Source organism: Kribbella qitaiheensis (assembly GCF_014217565.1).
Taxonomy (GTDB): Bacteria; Actinomycetota; Actinomycetes; order Propionibacteriales; family Kribbellaceae; genus Kribbella; species Kribbella qitaiheensis_A.
Map to the genome: position 1 here is coordinate 2,367,310 of NZ_CP043661.1, position 15,424 is coordinate 2,382,733.

Sequence of the window (15,424 nt, forward strand, 5' to 3'; positions counted from 1 at the left end):
GCCGACAGAACTCATCCCGACAACCCACTTGCCAAATGAACGGACGGCATGTGCCATTGCCCGTCGGCGTACCCGGTCCCTTGCCGCTGGGCCAGGAGGATCTGGCCGTCGCGGACGAGGAGCAGGTGGACGTCGATGATGGTGCGGAACCGGTCGGATTTCATGGGGTCATGCCTTGCTGGGAGTCGGATGGTGGCTCAGCGAGGCTAGCCCAACGGGTCCGGATCGCGTCGGTGATGACGGCCGCCGTGTCGCCCGGGCTGTGCCCGTCGACGTCGACGGTGAGCACGTCGACGCCACGGCGAGCCAGGTGCTGCGCGGCCTCGGCGTAGTAGCCCAGCTCGACGGTGGTCCCGTCGGTCTCCTCGAAGCGCCCGTGGCTGGTTCCACGATTCCGCAGGCGTGCGCGGATCGTCGCCGCGTCGGCAACGAGGATGACCGCGAGGTCAGGGCCGTCGGCACCGCTGTTGATGGCGTCGATGAACTCCAGCGATACGCCGTCGCGGCGCTGCAGGACCAGCGAGGAGGCGACGTACCGGTCACACAAGACCAATCGGCCGGCGCGCAACGCGGGGCGGAGCTCAACGTCGAGGTGGTGGTACCGGTCGGCGGCGACCAGGCAGGCCAGCGCGCGGCCGGAAACTCGTGGGTGCCGTTGCCGATTTCCGGTGTACTCCGGCCGGCTCCTATTTGGCATCGGCGACGGCTATTGCTGAAAGTGTCTTCTTCGTCTCTTATCGTGCAGAATCGAAGGTGTTTGCCGAGGCCGGAGGTTGCACATGTCACCGCGTCAGCCCGACCCGCAGTGGTGGACGTCGAGCACGCACTGCGGCCGGCCGCTGCGAGAGTATCTGGCCGCTCGCGACATCCAGGCACTGTTCCAGTTCCTGCGGAGCCGCGGCTTCAGCCGAAGCGCCATCGCGGCCGCGTCGGGATTGACCGAGAGTCGGGTGCGGAATATCGCACAGGGACGGACCCTGGTGACGTCGTATGACGTGCTCGTACGAATCGCTGATGGATTCGGTATCGACCGCGGCCTGCTTGGGGTCGGCTCCACCGCATCCGGCGGCCCTCATCGAGAAGTAGCGGTGGATCCCGGCGCCGGTCCAGGTTTCGTTGGGTCGCTGGCTGCATTGGCAGTAGGCCCTGCACCTGCCGAGCTGGCCGGCTATCTGTCCTCCACGAGGCCAGACGCGGCGACGGCTCCCTCAGTAGTGTCCGCGGCGACGGTCGAACTTATTCGCACCATTCGCGACCAGCACCGGCAGATCGATGCGGCCCATGGTGGCGGATCATGCCGGAGTTCGGTGGTCAGCTATCTCACGTGGGCCAGTGGGATGCTGGCGAGCCGCTTCGAGACAGAGAAGGTCGAAGCCGACTTCAAGGCCGTCCTGTCGGACATGTACCAGGTCGCTGGGTGGTCCAGTCACGACCTCGGCGACCACGCGGCCGCTCGACACTACCTGACCGCAGGCCTCGTCCTAGCGCGGGAAATCAACGAGCTCGCCCTCATCGCCGGGGGGTTCTATCGATTGGGCCGGGTATCAATCCACCAAGGGCGTGCACAGGAAGCGCTGCGGTTGTGGCAGCTCGGCCAGATCGTTGCCCAAGACAGCGGAAATCTCTCCGCAGTAGCCGTACTGCATGCCAACGAGGCTTGGGCGTACGCAATGCTCGGGTCCGGCGATCGTGTCTGTGACTCGCTCGCACGAGCCAAGGAAGAGCTCGGCCGCATCGACGCCGACACCGTCCCAGCCTGGGCACGGTTCTTCCTCGCCCCCGCTGACCTGGACGGAATCTCTGGAGTCATCTACGGATGCCTCGCAGCCCATCAGGAACACCGGGCCCGGTTCGCGCCGTTGGCGATCGAGCATGCTGAACGCGCCTACGCCAAGCGTGGACCGGGCGAAGAACGCAGCCGAACTTTCGATGCGATCTCCGTGGCCACCGGCTACATCCTCGATGCCCAACCCGAGCCGGCGACCACGGCCGGGCACACAGCCGTTGACCTGGTCGTGGCCACCGACTCGGCCCGGGCAACCGACAGACTGCGTCTGATGGCTTCTCTGGCCCGGGGATACCGCAGTCATAACGGCGTCGGCGGCGTACTCGAACGCGTTGGATCCTTGGCGGCCCACTAACTTTTACAGCGTGACGAACCTCAGCAGCAGCGAACGCAACCGCCTCGACAAAGCTCTGCGCGAGACCGCCCGGTCTGCCGGAATCGATCCCGCCGGGGCCGAACTACTCCGCTTCACCATGAACGCCGTCTACAAGCTCCCGGACCCCAAGATCGTCTTGCGGATGGCGCCGATCGAGAAGGTCGACGTCGTGCGTCGTGTCGCCATCGTCGCGGCTCGTCTCGCCGAGTTGAGGTTGCCCACGGCCCGCCTGGCTCCTGAATTCCCTCATGCGATCGAGACTGCGAGCTGGGCCGCGACAGCATGGACTTACCTGCCGCAGCCGCCCGGCCGCCGCCTCGAACAAGTCGAGCTGGCTCGGCCACTGCGAGCGCTCCACAGCCTACGAACCCTCGGATGTGCATTGCCCGAGTGGGATCCGATCGGCCGAGCTGAATCCCGCCTGGAGGCGGCAGCCTCCGCGCAAGACGAAGAGCTGCATCAGCTCCAGGTCTGGTCGGCCGACCAGGTCGGAATCGCCTTCAACGAGCTAGTCGACCAACTGCGTGTTCGCGGCCGCGAACTTCGTGCTGCGGCGACCGCCGCCGAATGGCAACTGCCCATCTCCGTCATTCACGGCGACGCCCATGCCGGCAACCTGTTGGCCGACGTCGACGGCAGCGCCCTGCTGGGCGACCTGGACTCGATCAGCATCGGTCCGCCCGAGTGGGACCTGGTCCCCGCCGCTCATGGAGTCGCACGATTCGGCGACCCGGCCGTCCAGTACGACCAATTCGCGGCCGAATACGGATTCGACCTTCTGTCCTCCCCCAACTGGCCGCTGCTGCGAGGCATCCGGGAATTTCAGCTGGTCACCAGCGTGATCGCCGGTTTGTCCGGACGGCCCGACGTCGCCAGCCAGCTCGCTCACCGGCTCCGCAGCCTCATCCGCGACGACATCGACACCGTCTGGAACCGCTACCGCTAGCCCGTCCCTGTGCCGTGGGGGGTCATCGTGACCCCCCACCACGAGCTGGGCAGGTCCCCCGATCACCCCAACACTCGGTCACGTAGCGCAACACTGCGCCTACTCTCGTCCCTGGCCTTTGGTGACGGGACTCCGCCGGGAATCTCAACGGGGAGATTGACGATGAGTCCGGAATTTGAACTGCTGTACGGCATCGCCGGGATGCTCTGGTTGTACCTCAGCGCGACCCAGCAGGCCGACCGGTGAACGCGGCCGCGGCTGCGCCCGCCGAGAAGAGCCGGGTTCTAGTGACGCTCGCCGGCCTGCCCATCATCGACCACATCATCGACGCCGACCGGGCCGACTGGTTCGCGGCCGCGATGGCCAGGCGGTACCGCTCCTGCCAGGTGAGTTCCGCGCCGTATCAGGCCGAAGGTTACGAACTGGTCGGCTCGCGGCCGGGTGAGCAGTCGTGAGCTATGCCGACCCGATGGTCCCGCTTCGCCGCCAACTTTCGGCGCCGGTACGCGGCGTGGTTCACGAGGCTGAACGACCGCTTCCGCCGATGGATGGACGAAGGCTGAGCCCCCTGCCCGCCATGGCAGTTACCTGAGACCGGGGGCGGGATCACGGGATCCTCACCCGTCGTCACTCGGTTCTCCTCACGGCCGAACAGATCCCGCCCCCCACCTTGCAGGAGTCCCCGGCCCGCGCAATTGGCACTGGCCGCTCCCCCTGAGCGGCCGCCGCTGCGCTCCCCCCCCGTTACCTTTTTCGTGGCTCCTGATCAAGGAGCTGCTGGTCGCCAGGCCCGGCATGACTTATGCCCCCAGTCGAAGTGATGATCCGGGGGGTGGTGTCACCGGGTTTGGCGGCATCGAGGGACCGCTGATAGGGACACGGCCGCCCGCGAGGGCAGGTCTCGTCGTAACGTGGCTGCCGGCCGTCGATGCCTGACTGGTAGACCAGCAGCGACGACACGAAAGACACCGCGAGTGAACCACGACTACAACGTCTTCCTCGGCCTGGACGTCGGCAAGAGCGACCACCACGCCGTCGGGCTGGACCCCACCGGCAAGCGGCTGCACGACGCGCCGCTGCCCAACAGCGAACCGAAACTGCGGGCGATGTTCGACAAACTCGCCGCCCACGGAACGATCCTGGTCGTGGTCGACCAGCCCAACACGATCGGCGCACTCCCGGTCACCGTGGCCCGGGGCCTGCGGCCACGACGTCGCCTACCTTCCCGGTCTGGCGATGCGCCGGATCGCCGACCTGTATCCCGGCAACGCCAAAACCGACGCCCGCGACGCGTTCATCATCGCCGACGCCGCCCGCACCCTGGCCCACGCACTACGCAGCATCGACGTCGACGACGAAGCCCTCGCCGAGCTCGACGTACTGGTCGGCTACGACGACGACCTCGCCGCCGAAGCCACCCGGCTCAGCAACCGCATCCGCGGCCTGCTCACCGGGACCCACCCCGCACTCGAACGCATCCTCGGCCCCAAAATCGCCCACCCCGCAGTACTGGAAATCCTCAGCCGCTGCGGCGGACCAACCGGGATCCGCACAGCCGGGCGCCGCAAACTCACCACGATCGCGACCAAGTACGCACCCAGAATGGGCACCAAACTGGTCAACAACATCCTCACCGCGCTCGACGAGCAGACCGTCGTCGTTCCCGGCACCGCTGCCGCCGACACCGTGCTGCCACGCCTGGCCGAAAGCCTCAAAACCGTCCTTGCACAACGCAAAACCGTCGCCGGCGAGGTCGAGGAGATCCTTGATGCGCACCCTCTTGCGCAGGTCCTGATCTCGATGCCCGGCATCGGCGTCAGGACCGCAGCACGCATCCTCCTCGAGATCGGCGACGCCTCCGCCTTCAAAACCTCCGGACACCTGGCCGCCTACGCCGGCATCGCACCCGTCACCCACCACTCCGGCACCAGCATCCGCGGCGAACACCCCGCCCGCAGCGGCAACCGCAAACTCAAACGCGCCTTCTTCCTCGCCGCCTTCGCCGCCCTCTCAGACCCCACCAGCCGCGCCTACTACGACCGCAAACGCGCCGAAGGCAAGAAACACAACGCCGCGCTCATCTGCCTAGCCCGACGCCGCTGCGACGTCCTGTTCGCCATGCTCCGCACCAAAACCCCCTACCAACCACCCACACTCCGCGCAGCTTGACGAACCCCATAGGGACACCCCCTTGACTTAGGAGATCAGCCGTTTAAACGCGCTTTGCTCCTGAATGAGGCTGGATCGCTCTGAGCGATGACCTGCGTTGCACACGTGAAGCGACGCCCGACTACATACCGTCACGGCGACGCTCCCGAGCGCGCGCGGCAGGCCCCGTCGGAGATCGAGCGACCGTTGCCGTAACACCGGGCGCGTCGCATGGGCCCTCGGCTCAGGCAACCGAGAGGACCTAGAAGCTTGTAGCGCCCGCGACCGACATTCCAGGTCCGGATCCGAGCTTCGAATCGCGGCCAGAATAGCTCACGGGAATAACCATTTCCGTAAGCTATCCGGCCGCACCGACAGGTCGGGCTAGTCGCCCTTGCCCACTCGCGTGTCCGTTCTCATCGGACTTGTCGCGTTCTCGGTGTATCTGACGCATTGATCGTTTCTTCTCATCCGGTCTGACGTATTGGTGCGGCGCCTCGGCCTGGACAACGCCTAAACCCTGAGCAACCTGACTCGCTCACCAACTCCCGGCTTGGCGATCTGCGTCAACTCGGATGAGAACGGACATCGCGCGCCGCTGGACCTCGGCCCATGAGGAACACCGGAACGGAAACGTACGGGAAGGGCCGCGCGGTGCTCGCATTCGTCATGGAGGCTCAGCGGTGCCCTGTCCGCCCAGTCGGCGGCGGTACAGAGAAAGCAGCGGCTTGTTGCGACTCTGTTGCAGATAGGGGTCTCTCGGCCTAGCCTGGCGCGGTCGGGTTCTGCGTCGTGACGGAGCCCACGAGCAGACGGTGGGGCCGCCATGGTGAACAGTGCAACGAGCGCCGTCGACGGGTCGCGGGTGGCCCGGCTGCGAGGGGCGCTGACGCCGCAGGAGTGGACCTCGATCGCCGGGATGGCGGCTTTCATCGTCGCCTTGCATGTGGCCGGTTGGGGTGTGCTGGCCGGGATCGTGGCGCCGGCGAATTATCAGGTCGGACCGAACGAGGTGTTCGGGATCGGGTTGGGCCTGACCGCGTACACGCTGGGGATGCGGCACGCGTTCGACGCCGACCACATCGCCGCGATCGACAACACGACCCGCAAGTTGATGACCGAGGGTAAACGCCCGGTGTCGGTCGGTTTCTGGTTCTCCCTGGGCCATTCTTCGATCGTGTTCGGCCTGGTCGTTTTGATCGCGCTGGGAGTGAAGGCGCTGGCCGGGCAGGTCAGCGACGAGTCCTCGACGTTGCAGAAGACCACCGGCCTGATCGGTGTTTCGGTGTCGGGCACGTTCTTGATGATCATCGGCATCATCAACCTGGTCGTTCTGGTCGGCATCGTGAAGGTGTTCCGCCGGATGCGGCACGGCGAGTTCGACGAGGCGCAACTCGAGCAGCAGCTCAACAACCGTGGCTTCATGAACCGGATCCTCGGGGGCGCGACCAAGGCGGTCACCAAGCCGTGGCACATGTATCCGGTCGGACTGTTGTTCGGGCTCGGGTTCGATACCGCGACCGAGATCGGGCTGCTCGTCCTGGCCGGTGGGGCCGCCGCGTTCAGCCTGCCCTGGTACGCCGTCCTCACCTTGCCGGTACTGTTCGCGGCCGGGATGAGTCTGCTGGACACCATCGACGGCTGCTTCATGAACTTCGCCTACGGCTGGGCGTTTTCCAAACCCGTCCGCAAGGTGTTCTACAACATCACCGTCACCGCCTTGTCTGTCGCGGTCGCCCTGATCATCGGCGGCATCGAGCTCATCTCCATCCTCACCGACGAACTACGCATCACCACCGGGCCCCTGGCCACCATCGCCGCCCTCGACCTCAACTATGTCGGCTACGGCATCGTCGCCTTGTTTGTCGCCACCTGGATAGCCGCCCTTGCCGTGTGGAGGTACGGCCGCATCGAAGAGAAATGGTCGGCCCGCGTCAGGCCAACCGCCGCAGACTGAGCGTGACCAACCCGAGTGGGACGACGATCCGCCCGGCGCCCCTGCCTCCCCCGTCTACGGGGGGAAACGGCGAGGCAGACGGCTAGTGATGGCGGACGGGCCGGCCTCGGGGCGCTTGGCCTAGCCGATCGAGCAACTGCTCATCGACGGCCTGGCCGTCCTGCCCGGGTGCTGGGACTTGGACAAGGATCGACCACAGCGCCGCCAGCCGGTGCGCGACGTCGTCAGTGAAGTCGTCCGGCCCCGGCCGCGACGCGGTACAGCGGTGGTGTCTCATGTCCCCAGTCCCCCAAATCCCCCGGCTCCCCCCGTAGAGAACATCGCTCACGCGGCCATCAGCGTTTCATTGCTGACGGCATCAAGTTGGTAACGGCCACGTGTAGCGGCTTGAGCAGCAATGGAACGGTCAGGGGCGATAGCGGACCGGGGTAGGCGGAGTTACCGCCCCTGACCGTTCCGATGTGGGTGGCCGAGAACCCGGCTGTGGTCTATGGCTTGGATAGGTGGCGGTAGATGGTGGGGCGGGTGACGCCGAATTCGGCTGCGATCTGGGCGACGGTGTAGCGCCGTTTTCCGTCCTCGGCGAGTTCTTCGTACATCTGCCGCGCCAGGGTGATCTGGCGGGTGCCGAGCTTGGGCTTTTGGCCTCCGGTGCGTCCTCGGGCTCGTGCTGCGGCGAGGCCGTCGAGGGTGCGCTCGGACATGAGTGCGTGTTCGAACTCGGCGATCGAGCCGAGGATCTGGAAGAACATGCGACCGACCGCGGTGGAGGTGTCGATGCCCTGGTCGAGTACGACCAGGTCGACTCCGCGCGTCTGCAGATCCTTGGACAGGTCGATCAGGTGCTCTAAGGATCGGCCGAGCCGGTCCAGCTTGGTGATGACGAGTTGGTCGCCGGCCCGGTTGGCGGACAGGAGCGCCTTGTCCAGCTCGGGTCGGTGGGCGAGTTTGCCGGAGGCCTTGTCGATGAACACCTCGTCGCAGCCAGCCGCGAGGAGCGCGTCGTGTTGGGCTTCGGGGTGCTGGTCACGGGTGGAGACCCGTCCGTAGCCGATTCGCATGGCCGGACCGTATCGCGAACCCCCGCCAGCGTGACATTGCCGCGTACACGGGTTGCGTTACACCTCGGCCAGGCTCAGCCGCCCTATCGGGTTGGAGTGTCTCGTGAACGATCGTTCGCGGACACACTCCATGCCGGGGGCCGATTGAGCCTCGCACACGACGGGAACAGGTCCATTATGGACATCGAGACCGCCCGGGCGGTCACGATTGCCCAGGGCCCTGGGGTTGCGAACAACAGCGCCAGGCCGCCGTGTCGCTCGTGTGTTCAGTGCACCCTGTCCGGGGTGGGGGTCTTGTCGTGTCGGGCGACCCGCAGTTCGATGCGATACGACAGGTCGTCGCGGCCGACGATGCGCAGCAGGTCAGCACCGGCATGCTCGGCCGCAGTGCGGACTACCTCGAGGTCGGCGCCCGGCTCGATGGCCGGGTGGAACTCGGCGACCAGTTGGCCGCGGTCGGCTACGATCTGGCCGCCTGCGTCCCGGACTCCTGGTGTCGCGGCGAGGATCTGCCCGGCCGCGGTGACGGCGGCGTTCGCGTCAGCACTCAGGCGGCCGGTCTTGTCGGAGCCGGTCAGGGTGATCCGGCCGATGCCGCGGCGTGGGAGGTGTTTGGCCAGCCAGGCCAGACCGAGGAGTACCAGGAGGATCCCGCCGGCTCCGGTTGCCCACGGCCACCAGTTCGCGCCGGTGGCGTCGGTGATCCAGGTGGATTCGATCCGGTCCGGCGCGTCCGGGATCCGGTCGTAGCGCCAGCCCAGTGCCGCAGTACCGGCAGCGATCAAAGCGAGTCCGGCCACGGCGGCGGCGACCCGGTCGACGGCGATCACGCCGCGACGCATGTCAGTTCTCCTCGACGGTGACGCGGGTCCGAACCCGGGGTGTGGGGGTGATGGCCTGGAGCCGACGGGTGATCGCGGCTGCCAGGTCGGTGCCGACCTGGCCGGTGTCGGCGCTGGTCGCGGTGGCGGTGACCCAGACGCTGCGGCCCTTGGCCTTGCTGGTAGCTGAGGCGACCGCGTTCGTTGCGCGGGCCGTGTCGGTGGCCAGCCGGGCAATGTCACCGCGACGGATCCACACGCCGTGGTCGCCGACGGCCAGGTGCGTTCCGCGGCGCGGCTTCAGCGCCGAGATCAGGAACCACAGGCCGACCACGACGGCGCCGATGCCGGCGTAGATCATCCAGTCGACCGGCTTGAGAACCTCGGCCTTGTCTGCCACCCACCCGATCCACGAGGTTCCGCCGATCACGCCGGCGGTATGCATGGTGTCGTGGATCCCGGCTACCCCGACGGCGGTGACCGCGATCGCCGACACGATGCCCGCGGTGGCGGCTGCAGGTGCGGCGACGGGCCGCTTGGCGGTGACGCTGCTGGTGCTCACAGGAGCCTCCTTGCCGGCTGGTCGGTGCTGGTTTCGGGCTGGATCAGCACGGCGACGATGTCGACACCGACCGCGTCGACGCCCAGTGCGGTCAGGTCCGCCACGATGTCGGCCACCCGGGTGCGGACCTCAGCGGCGATCTCGGCCAGCGGGCGACCCCAGACCACGGCGATCTCGACCCGCAGCCGGACCCGGTTCCCGGCGAGCACGGCATGTGCTTTCGGGACGCCCCGGCCGAAGGTGGCCGACTGGCGCGTCACTGGATCCACCTGCAGCGCAGCTGCCTCGGCGATCCGCTCGACGGCCCGGGAGCTGATGTCGAGCCGGCCCCGTTCACCCGGCTCGCGAAGCCCGATGGCCGGCGCCGGATCTGCGGGTGTCGCGGCAGGGAGAGTGCCGACGTCAGCCACGGCCGCGGCGCGACATCAGGTCATCCAGCCCCTTGGTGCCATCGGTCAGGTAGCGGCCGGCGACGAAGCCGACCGCGCCCAGCACCAGAGCCAGCAGGAATCCGCTGAAGCCGCCGGCAGCCGCCGCGATCGCGATGAGCAGGCCGGCGAACAGGCCGACGGTCGAGGTAGTCACGAGTTCTCCTTCGTGAGGCGCTGCGCGCCGTACAGCGGCCGGGTATCTGGCCCGGCCTCGGGCCGGACGATGTCTTGGACAGTCACGTGGACCGGCCTGTCGACCAGCGGCTCCACCGTGGTGCGCACCGTGTCGGCGGTCGCCCTCACCGGGTGGTCCCAGAACAGGCTGAGGTGGATCTCGACGTGACCCTCGGCGATCCGGACCCCGGCGACCCTGCCACCGGGAAGATAGGTCGCGACCTCACCGAACACCCCACCGTGCAGATCGGCCACGCCCGGCACCGACCGGGCCACGGTGGCGATCTGCACGGCCAGGTCCACGCCGGTTGTTTCGGTCACTGGACCCGGCGCTCGATCGGGGCTGCGTCCTCGGCGTCAGTGTCGTGGTCGTCGTCGCCTTCGAGGTGGATGTCGCCGACGGCGATGTTGACCTCGGTGACCTCCAGGCTGGTCATCTGCTCGATCGCGGTGATCACGTTACGGCGGATCCCTTGGGCCAGGTCGGCGATGCTGACGCCGTACTCGGCGATGATCTGCAGATCGATCGCGGCCTGAGTCTCGCCGACCTCGACCGACACGCCCTGCGACAGGTTGGTCCGCGAGCCCGGGATCCGGTCCCGCAGCATCCCGACGGCGCGCGCCGCGGTGCCGCCCAGGTCATACACACCGGCGACCTCGCGGGTCGCGATGCCGGCGATCTTCGACACCACCAGGTCCGCGATCGTGGTCTTGCCGTGCTCACTGACCAGTACGGCGCTGGCGGTACCGGTGGACAGGTCCTTGCCGGCCGTCGGCTTCACCGCCGTCTCGGTGCCGCTCCTGGTGCCGGTCCTGGTGGTGGGAGTCTGCGTCATCGGAGTGCCTTTCAGCCGAGGGATGGTCTCACCTGGTTAGTCGTGGCGAGGCGTGGCGATGTCACGGGGCAGGCGTAAATTTTCGGCCTGTGAACACCATCACCGGCTCTCCGCGTGACGATCCGCCTCCTCGTCTCGTCGAATCGGTAGTGACCTCCGACGACACGTTGCGGCGCGCCGCCGCGCTGGGTGATACCAACGCCTTCGCGGAGATCCTGCAACGGCACGGCCCGTCGATGTTCCGGTACGCCCGGCGGCTGCTCAATGACCGAGGAGACGCCGAGGAGGTGGTACAGGATGCGTTCATCGCGGCCTGGCAAGCCATCCCCGACTTCCGCGGCGACTCGAGCTTGAGGACCTGGCTGTTCACCATCACCGGCCGCAAAGCGATCGACCTGCTCCGCAAGAAACGACCCGTTCCAGTGGACAACGACGCCTTCACCAGCCTCGCCGCGACAGGCCCCGACCCGGGCACTCACGCAGGCCTGCTCGAGGCGCTCGATGCCGCACTGGCCGAGCTGCCCTATTTGCAGCGCGCGGTCTGGCTGCTGCGCGAGATCGAGCAGATGAGCTACGCCGAAATCGCCACCACCCTGCACACCACGCCCACCGTTGTCCGCGGCCAGCTCGCCCGCGGCCGCGCCGCACTCAAGGAACGGCTGAAGGACTGGCGATGATCGACGACATCCTGCACCAAGCTGCCACCGCCGCCCGCGACACCACCGAACCAGGCTGGATCGACATCTCAGCCTCCATCCAGCAACGGCTACGGTCAGTGACCCGCCGCAGCCACCCGATCCGGGCCATCACCGACACCGGCGCGACCATGTTCGTCACCGACCACGTCCTCACCACCCAACTCCGCCGACAGATCGCCCAACTCCCCGGCTGTGAACTCGAACAAGTCCAACTAGTCGGTGACGGCGACACCTGCACCGGGGCCGTCATCGACATCGTCACCCTGTACGGGCACGACCTCCACGCCCTGGCCACCCAAATCCGCACCATCACCTACCAGGTGTTCACCGACCTCCTCGGCCCCGGCGACCCACCCTTCGGCACCGACGGCGTCGACGTCACCATCACCGACCTCACCCGCAATCACAACTGACCTTCATGAGACAGCACCGCCCGGCCGATTGCCCGGCGCAGGAACCTAGCCGGACACCAAGCCCACGCGACACCGGCTCAGCGTTCAAATCCTGGTAGCCGGCGCACATCGACTCGGTCGCGCAGTTGCGCCGGGTTCAGTGATCCGGCCAGGAGGCCGCGGACGAGTGGCGTCCAGCAGAGTGGTGTACGGCAGGCCCGATAGGGCGTGGCGTAGACGTGTGAAAGCGGTCATCGCGTGATCCTTTGGAAGACCTCTCACAGTGCTTCTGAAGGAGAACTACGCGATGACCGCGAACACCAGTATCGACCCTGCCGAGTTCCTGCAAGATCACCTGGCGGCCGCGTCGCCGGATCTGTTGCGTGACATGTTGACCACGTTCATTCAGGCGCTCATGTCGGCGGAGGCCGACGCGGTCTGCGGCGCCCCGTACGGCGTGGCGAGCCCGGACCGGACCAACTCGCGCAACGGGTACCGGCACCGTGATTTCGACACCCGCGCCGGCACCGTGGACGTGGCGATCCCCAAGCTCCGCTCCGGCTCCTACTTCCCCGACTGGCTGCTGGAACGGCGCCGCCGCGCCGAACGGGCCCTGACTACGGTGGTGGCGACCTGTTACCTGCTGGGGGTGTCCACGCGCCGGATGGAGAAGCTGGTCGAGACCCTCGGCATCACCCGGCTCTCGAAGTCGCAGGTCTCGGTGATGGCCGCCGAGCTCGACGAGCAGGTCCACCAGTTCCGGACCCGCCCACTGGATGCCGGCCCATACACGTTCGTCGCTGCGGACGCGCTGGTGCTGAAGGTCCGCGAAGGTGGCCGGGTCGTCAACGTCCACGCGCTGGTCGCGACCGGCGTGAACGGTGACGGACACCGTGAAATCCTTGGCCTGCAAGTGACTTCGGCCGAAGACGGCGCCGGCTGGCTAGGGTTCCTGCGGGACCTGACCGCGCGCGGCCTGACCGGGGTCAAGCTCGTCACCAGCGACGCACACAGTGGACTCACCGCGGCGATCGGCGCCACCTTGCCGGGCGCTTCGTGGCAGCGCTGCAGAACCCACTACGCCGCCAACCTCATGTCCGTGACCCCGAAGGCCAGCTGGCCGTGGGTGAAGACCCTGCTGCACTCGGTCTACGACCAACCCGACAAAGACGCGGTACACGAACAGTTCGACCGGGTCCTGGACGCGCTGGCCGACAAGCTGCCCGCGGTCGTCGACCACCTCGAGCAAGCCCGCGCCGACGTGCTCGCGTTCACCGCGTTCCCGAAGGAGATCTGGCGACAAATCTGGTCCAACAACCCCCAAGAACGGCTGAACCGTGAGATCCGCCGCCGCACCGACGTGGTCGGCATCTTCCCAGCCCGAGACGCCCTGATCCGCTTGGTCGGCGCCGTGCTGGCCGAGCAGCACGACGACTGGATCGAGGGCCGCCGCTACCTCGGCCTCGACGTCCTCGCCAAGTCCCGAATGACCCTCACCGAGACCACCGAGGAGGCCACCACCGACACCGAAATCGCGGCGCTCAGCGCCTAACCATCCCAAGGATCACGCGACACAACCGCTACACCATCCAAATGGACTTGACCCGCGGACGTCTCGAAGGCGCCAGAACGCCACGTCGTCGGGCGTCTGTCCGAGCTGCTCCCCCACGGTCTGCAGGCAGGTCAGGATGTCGCTGATCCAGGCGGACAGTTCGAACTTTCCCAGCTCCCGCGCGGTGATCGCCGACCGGACGAAGGCCGTCAGGGCAGCAGCGTCGACGTTCAGCCCGAGCCGCGTCAGAGCAGTGGTCACGGTCCGCGGATCGGCCGTGAACAACCTGCCGCCGCCGAGGGGTTGCGTGATCGCTGCGGACACCGGGCTCTGGCGGGTGACGAAGGGCCGCAGATACAGCTCAGGTGCGTCGCTGTAGCGCGGCACGGCCGGATCGTAGGTGCCGGGGCGCAGATGACCGTAGGTGTGGACGAACGTCTCCCAGTCCATCGTGTTGTGGGCGACCTTGATGCCGTCGGCGCGTAGCTGGGCGCTGACGGTGCTGAGTGACTGCATGAACTGTTGGACCGAGGCCGCTGACGCCAGGCCCGCGATGACAGCGCTGCGGGTGAGCGCGGTTGCCAGGAACGCTGCCCGGGCCGTGTGTGCGAACGGCAACCCGATCGAGGTCTGGATTTCGCGGAGCAGGTGGTCGGCGCGGAGCAGTGGATCTGCGAAGCGGTCGCTGGAGGCGATCCTGTGTGCTGCGGCCAGGTCGACGCGCCTCAGGTCGCGGTCGACTCGGTGTATTCCGGCGGTGGTAACGGCGATCAGTGCCGCGCGAAGCTCGGCGCGGTGGGCCGGGAGCAGGCCCGCGTCGGCGGTCAGAGTGTCCAGGCGCTCGTCGAGGTCGAAGGTGGCGGTGGTGGTAGCCACGTCGAACTCGATGCGGTCGTGAAGGTGCGGCTCGGCGGCGAGCTGCTCCAGCTGACGTTCGACGATTCGGCGTGCGGGCGCGAACGGGAGCTGCGCGGGGATGAAGGACAGCAGGCTCGCGCGGACGTCGATATATGGCTGGCCGGCGAACTCGTGGAGGAGTTCGATCCCGCGCAGGTCGCGGTAGCCATACTGGGCCCGTTGGACGGCCCAGGTGCGATTGGTGATCACTTCCCGGTACAGCGACATCGCCAGCGGGCGGGGTCGCTGCCCGATCATCTCGGCCGGGTTCCAGTCGGCCATGTTGCTGAACCACGGCGCCATGCCCAGCAGCGCCCGATGGGTCTTGCGTCGTTCAGCTTCCAGCCGGTAGGCGCAGGTGTCGACTGCCCTGCGCACCGCCCGGTCGGTCTCTGGGTCCGGCGGCTGGTGCAGGACGAGCGGGCGGACCTGGAGGAGGTGGGTCCGGTGATCGCTGTCGACGACGAGTTCGAGGTCGAGCTGGTCGCTGCCGGTGGCCTTCTGCACGGCATCGACGGTGCGTAGGAGCTGCTGCAGCAGCGGTGAAGCTGCCGTTGGGGGGCTGTCGTGGGTCATGTACCAGGTCTGGGCCTGGGCTCGTCCTGAGGTGATCGCGTCGCTGGTTCCGGTGGCCTCGTCGACGGCGAGCACGTAGTACGGTGCGCCGGTCCCCGCGACCCGGGTGGTGACGACTGCCGCGGCCGACACCCGCGTCGATGTATCGCTGGACGAAGACGTAGCTGTCGTCGCGGTCGTCGCCGTAGGAACTGAACACCTGGTCGATCGC

Annotated in this window: 17 protein-coding genes and 1 pseudogene; 8 read left to right on the forward strand and 10 right to left on the reverse strand. The window is 67.3% G+C overall.

Annotated features, from left to right (window positions below):
- Positions 1-11: 11 nt before the first annotated feature.
- On the reverse strand, positions 12-164 hold the full coding sequence (locus F1D05_RS10765) for a hypothetical protein (RefSeq protein WP_185447298.1): 153 nt from the start codon (positions 162-164) through the stop codon (positions 12-14).
- Positions 161-697, reverse strand: coding sequence for a dTMP kinase (locus F1D05_RS10770; protein ID WP_185447300.1), 537 nt, complete (start codon positions 695-697; stop codon positions 161-163). Before F1D05_RS10770 ends, F1D05_RS10765 begins: the two co-directional genes overlap by 4 nt.
- 82 nt (positions 698-779) lie before the next feature.
- Here F1D05_RS10770 and F1D05_RS10775 point away from each other — a divergent pair, with 82 nt between their 5' ends.
- From F1D05_RS10775 to F1D05_RS10795, 5 genes and pseudogenes are all read left to right on the forward strand, one after another.
- Positions 780-2,141 (forward strand): helix-turn-helix domain-containing protein, encoded by a 1,362-nt coding sequence (locus tag F1D05_RS10775; protein ID WP_185447302.1) that lies wholly within the window; start codon positions 780-782, stop codon positions 2,139-2,141.
- A gap of 10 nt (positions 2,142-2,151) precedes the next feature.
- Entirely contained in the window at positions 2,152-3,108 is a 957-nt protein-coding gene (locus tag F1D05_RS10780) for a phosphotransferase family protein (RefSeq protein ID WP_185447304.1), read from the forward strand.
- 242 nt (positions 3,109-3,350) lie between these two features.
- The gene (locus tag F1D05_RS10785) at positions 3,351-3,563 is read left to right on the forward strand and encodes a hypothetical protein (RefSeq protein WP_185447306.1); all 213 of its coding nucleotides are present in this window, start codon (positions 3,351-3,353) and stop codon (positions 3,561-3,563) included.
- A 519-nt stretch (positions 3,564-4,082) separates the two neighbouring features.
- Positions 4,083-5,277 (forward strand): annotated as a pseudogene (locus F1D05_RS10790) (IS110 family transposase).
- Between the two features lie 805 nt (positions 5,278-6,082).
- Positions 6,083-7,213 carry a HoxN/HupN/NixA family nickel/cobalt transporter gene (locus F1D05_RS10795; RefSeq protein ID WP_195826157.1) on the forward strand — a complete coding sequence of 377 codons (1,131 nt, stop codon included), beginning with the start codon at positions 6,083-6,085 and terminating at the stop codon, positions 7,211-7,213.
- A gap of 488 nt (positions 7,214-7,701) precedes the next feature.
- Here F1D05_RS10795 and F1D05_RS10800 read toward each other — a convergent pair whose 3' ends face one another.
- The 7 genes from F1D05_RS10800 to F1D05_RS10830 form a co-directional block, all read right to left on the reverse strand.
- Complete coding sequence (locus F1D05_RS10800) at positions 7,702-8,274, reverse strand: recombinase family protein (RefSeq protein WP_185447307.1); 573 nt, start codon at positions 8,272-8,274, stop codon at positions 7,702-7,704.
- A gap of 266 nt (positions 8,275-8,540) precedes the next feature.
- Positions 8,541-9,116: a hypothetical protein gene (locus tag F1D05_RS10805; protein WP_185447308.1), complete on the reverse strand. Its 576-nt coding sequence runs from the start codon at positions 9,114-9,116 to the stop codon at positions 8,541-8,543.
- 1 nt (position 9,117) lies between these two features.
- Entirely contained in the window at positions 9,118-9,657 is a 540-nt protein-coding gene (locus F1D05_RS10810; RefSeq protein ID WP_185447309.1) for a DUF6286 domain-containing protein, read from the reverse strand.
- Complete coding sequence (locus tag F1D05_RS10815; RefSeq protein ID WP_185447310.1) at positions 9,654-10,067, reverse strand: Asp23/Gls24 family envelope stress response protein; 414 nt, start codon at positions 10,065-10,067, stop codon at positions 9,654-9,656. The genes F1D05_RS10810 and F1D05_RS10815 overlap by 4 nt, the downstream gene beginning before the upstream one ends.
- Positions 10,060-10,242, reverse strand: a complete 183-nt coding sequence (locus tag F1D05_RS10820) for a hypothetical protein (protein WP_185447312.1) — start codon at positions 10,240-10,242, stop codon at positions 10,060-10,062. Before F1D05_RS10820 ends, F1D05_RS10815 begins: the two co-directional genes overlap by 8 nt.
- On the reverse strand, positions 10,239-10,583 hold the full coding sequence (locus tag F1D05_RS10825; protein ID WP_206686166.1) for a hypothetical protein: 345 nt from the start codon (positions 10,581-10,583) through the stop codon (positions 10,239-10,241). The genes F1D05_RS10820 and F1D05_RS10825 overlap by 4 nt, the downstream gene beginning before the upstream one ends.
- Positions 10,580-11,098 carry an Asp23/Gls24 family envelope stress response protein gene (locus tag F1D05_RS10830; protein WP_185447313.1) on the reverse strand — a complete coding sequence of 173 codons (519 nt, stop codon included), beginning with the start codon at positions 11,096-11,098 and terminating at the stop codon, positions 10,580-10,582. The genes F1D05_RS10825 and F1D05_RS10830 overlap by 4 nt, the downstream gene beginning before the upstream one ends.
- Before the next feature lie 89 nt (positions 11,099-11,187).
- Here F1D05_RS10830 and F1D05_RS10835 point away from each other — a divergent pair, with 89 nt between their 5' ends.
- From F1D05_RS10835 to F1D05_RS10845, 3 genes are all read left to right on the forward strand, one after another.
- Positions 11,188-11,775: an RNA polymerase sigma factor gene (locus F1D05_RS10835; protein ID WP_246486587.1), complete on the forward strand. Its 588-nt coding sequence runs from the start codon at positions 11,188-11,190 to the stop codon at positions 11,773-11,775.
- The gene (locus tag F1D05_RS10840) at positions 11,772-12,209 is read left to right on the forward strand and encodes a hypothetical protein (protein WP_185447315.1); all 438 of its coding nucleotides are present in this window, start codon (positions 11,772-11,774) and stop codon (positions 12,207-12,209) included. Before F1D05_RS10835 ends, F1D05_RS10840 begins: the two co-directional genes overlap by 4 nt.
- 286 nt (positions 12,210-12,495) lie before the next feature.
- Positions 12,496-13,740 carry an IS256 family transposase gene (locus F1D05_RS10845; RefSeq protein ID WP_185441957.1) on the forward strand — a complete coding sequence of 415 codons (1,245 nt, stop codon included), beginning with the start codon at positions 12,496-12,498 and terminating at the stop codon, positions 13,738-13,740.
- Between the two features lie 12 nt (positions 13,741-13,752).
- Here F1D05_RS10845 and F1D05_RS10850 read toward each other — a convergent pair whose 3' ends face one another.
- Entirely contained in the window at positions 13,753-15,345 is a 1,593-nt protein-coding gene (locus F1D05_RS10850; RefSeq protein ID WP_185447317.1) for a hypothetical protein, read from the reverse strand.
- Positions 15,346-15,424 lie beyond the last annotated feature (79 nt).

Excerpts from the sequence above, each read along its gene's own strand:
- F1D05_RS10775 (WP_185447302.1), top strand. The coding sequence starts at position 780 with ATGTCACCGCGTCAGCCCGACCCGCAGTGGTGGACGTCGAGCACGCAC.
- F1D05_RS10840 (WP_185447315.1), top strand. The coding sequence starts at position 11,772 with ATGATCGACGACATCCTGCACCAAGCTGCCACCGCCGCCCGCGACACC.
- F1D05_RS10795 (WP_195826157.1), top strand. The coding sequence starts at position 6,083 with ATGGTGAACAGTGCAACGAGCGCCGTCGACGGGTCGCGGGTGGCCCGG.
- F1D05_RS10830 (WP_185447313.1), bottom strand. The coding sequence starts at position 11,098 with ATGACGCAGACTCCCACCACCAGGACCGGCACCAGGAGCGGCACCGAG.
- F1D05_RS10800 (WP_185447307.1), bottom strand. The coding sequence starts at position 8,274 with ATGCGAATCGGCTACGGACGGGTCTCCACCCGTGACCAGCACCCCGAA.
- F1D05_RS10765 (WP_185447298.1), bottom strand. The coding sequence starts at position 164 with ATGAAATCCGACCGGTTCCGCACCATCATCGACGTCCACCTGCTCCTC.
- F1D05_RS10805 (WP_185447308.1), bottom strand. The coding sequence starts at position 9,116 with ATGCGTCGCGGCGTGATCGCCGTCGACCGGGTCGCCGCCGCCGTGGCC.
- F1D05_RS10845 (WP_185441957.1), top strand. The coding sequence starts at position 12,496 with ATGACCGCGAACACCAGTATCGACCCTGCCGAGTTCCTGCAAGATCAC.
- F1D05_RS10770 (WP_185447300.1), bottom strand. The coding sequence starts at position 697 with ATGCCAAATAGGAGCCGGCCGGAGTACACCGGAAATCGGCAACGGCAC.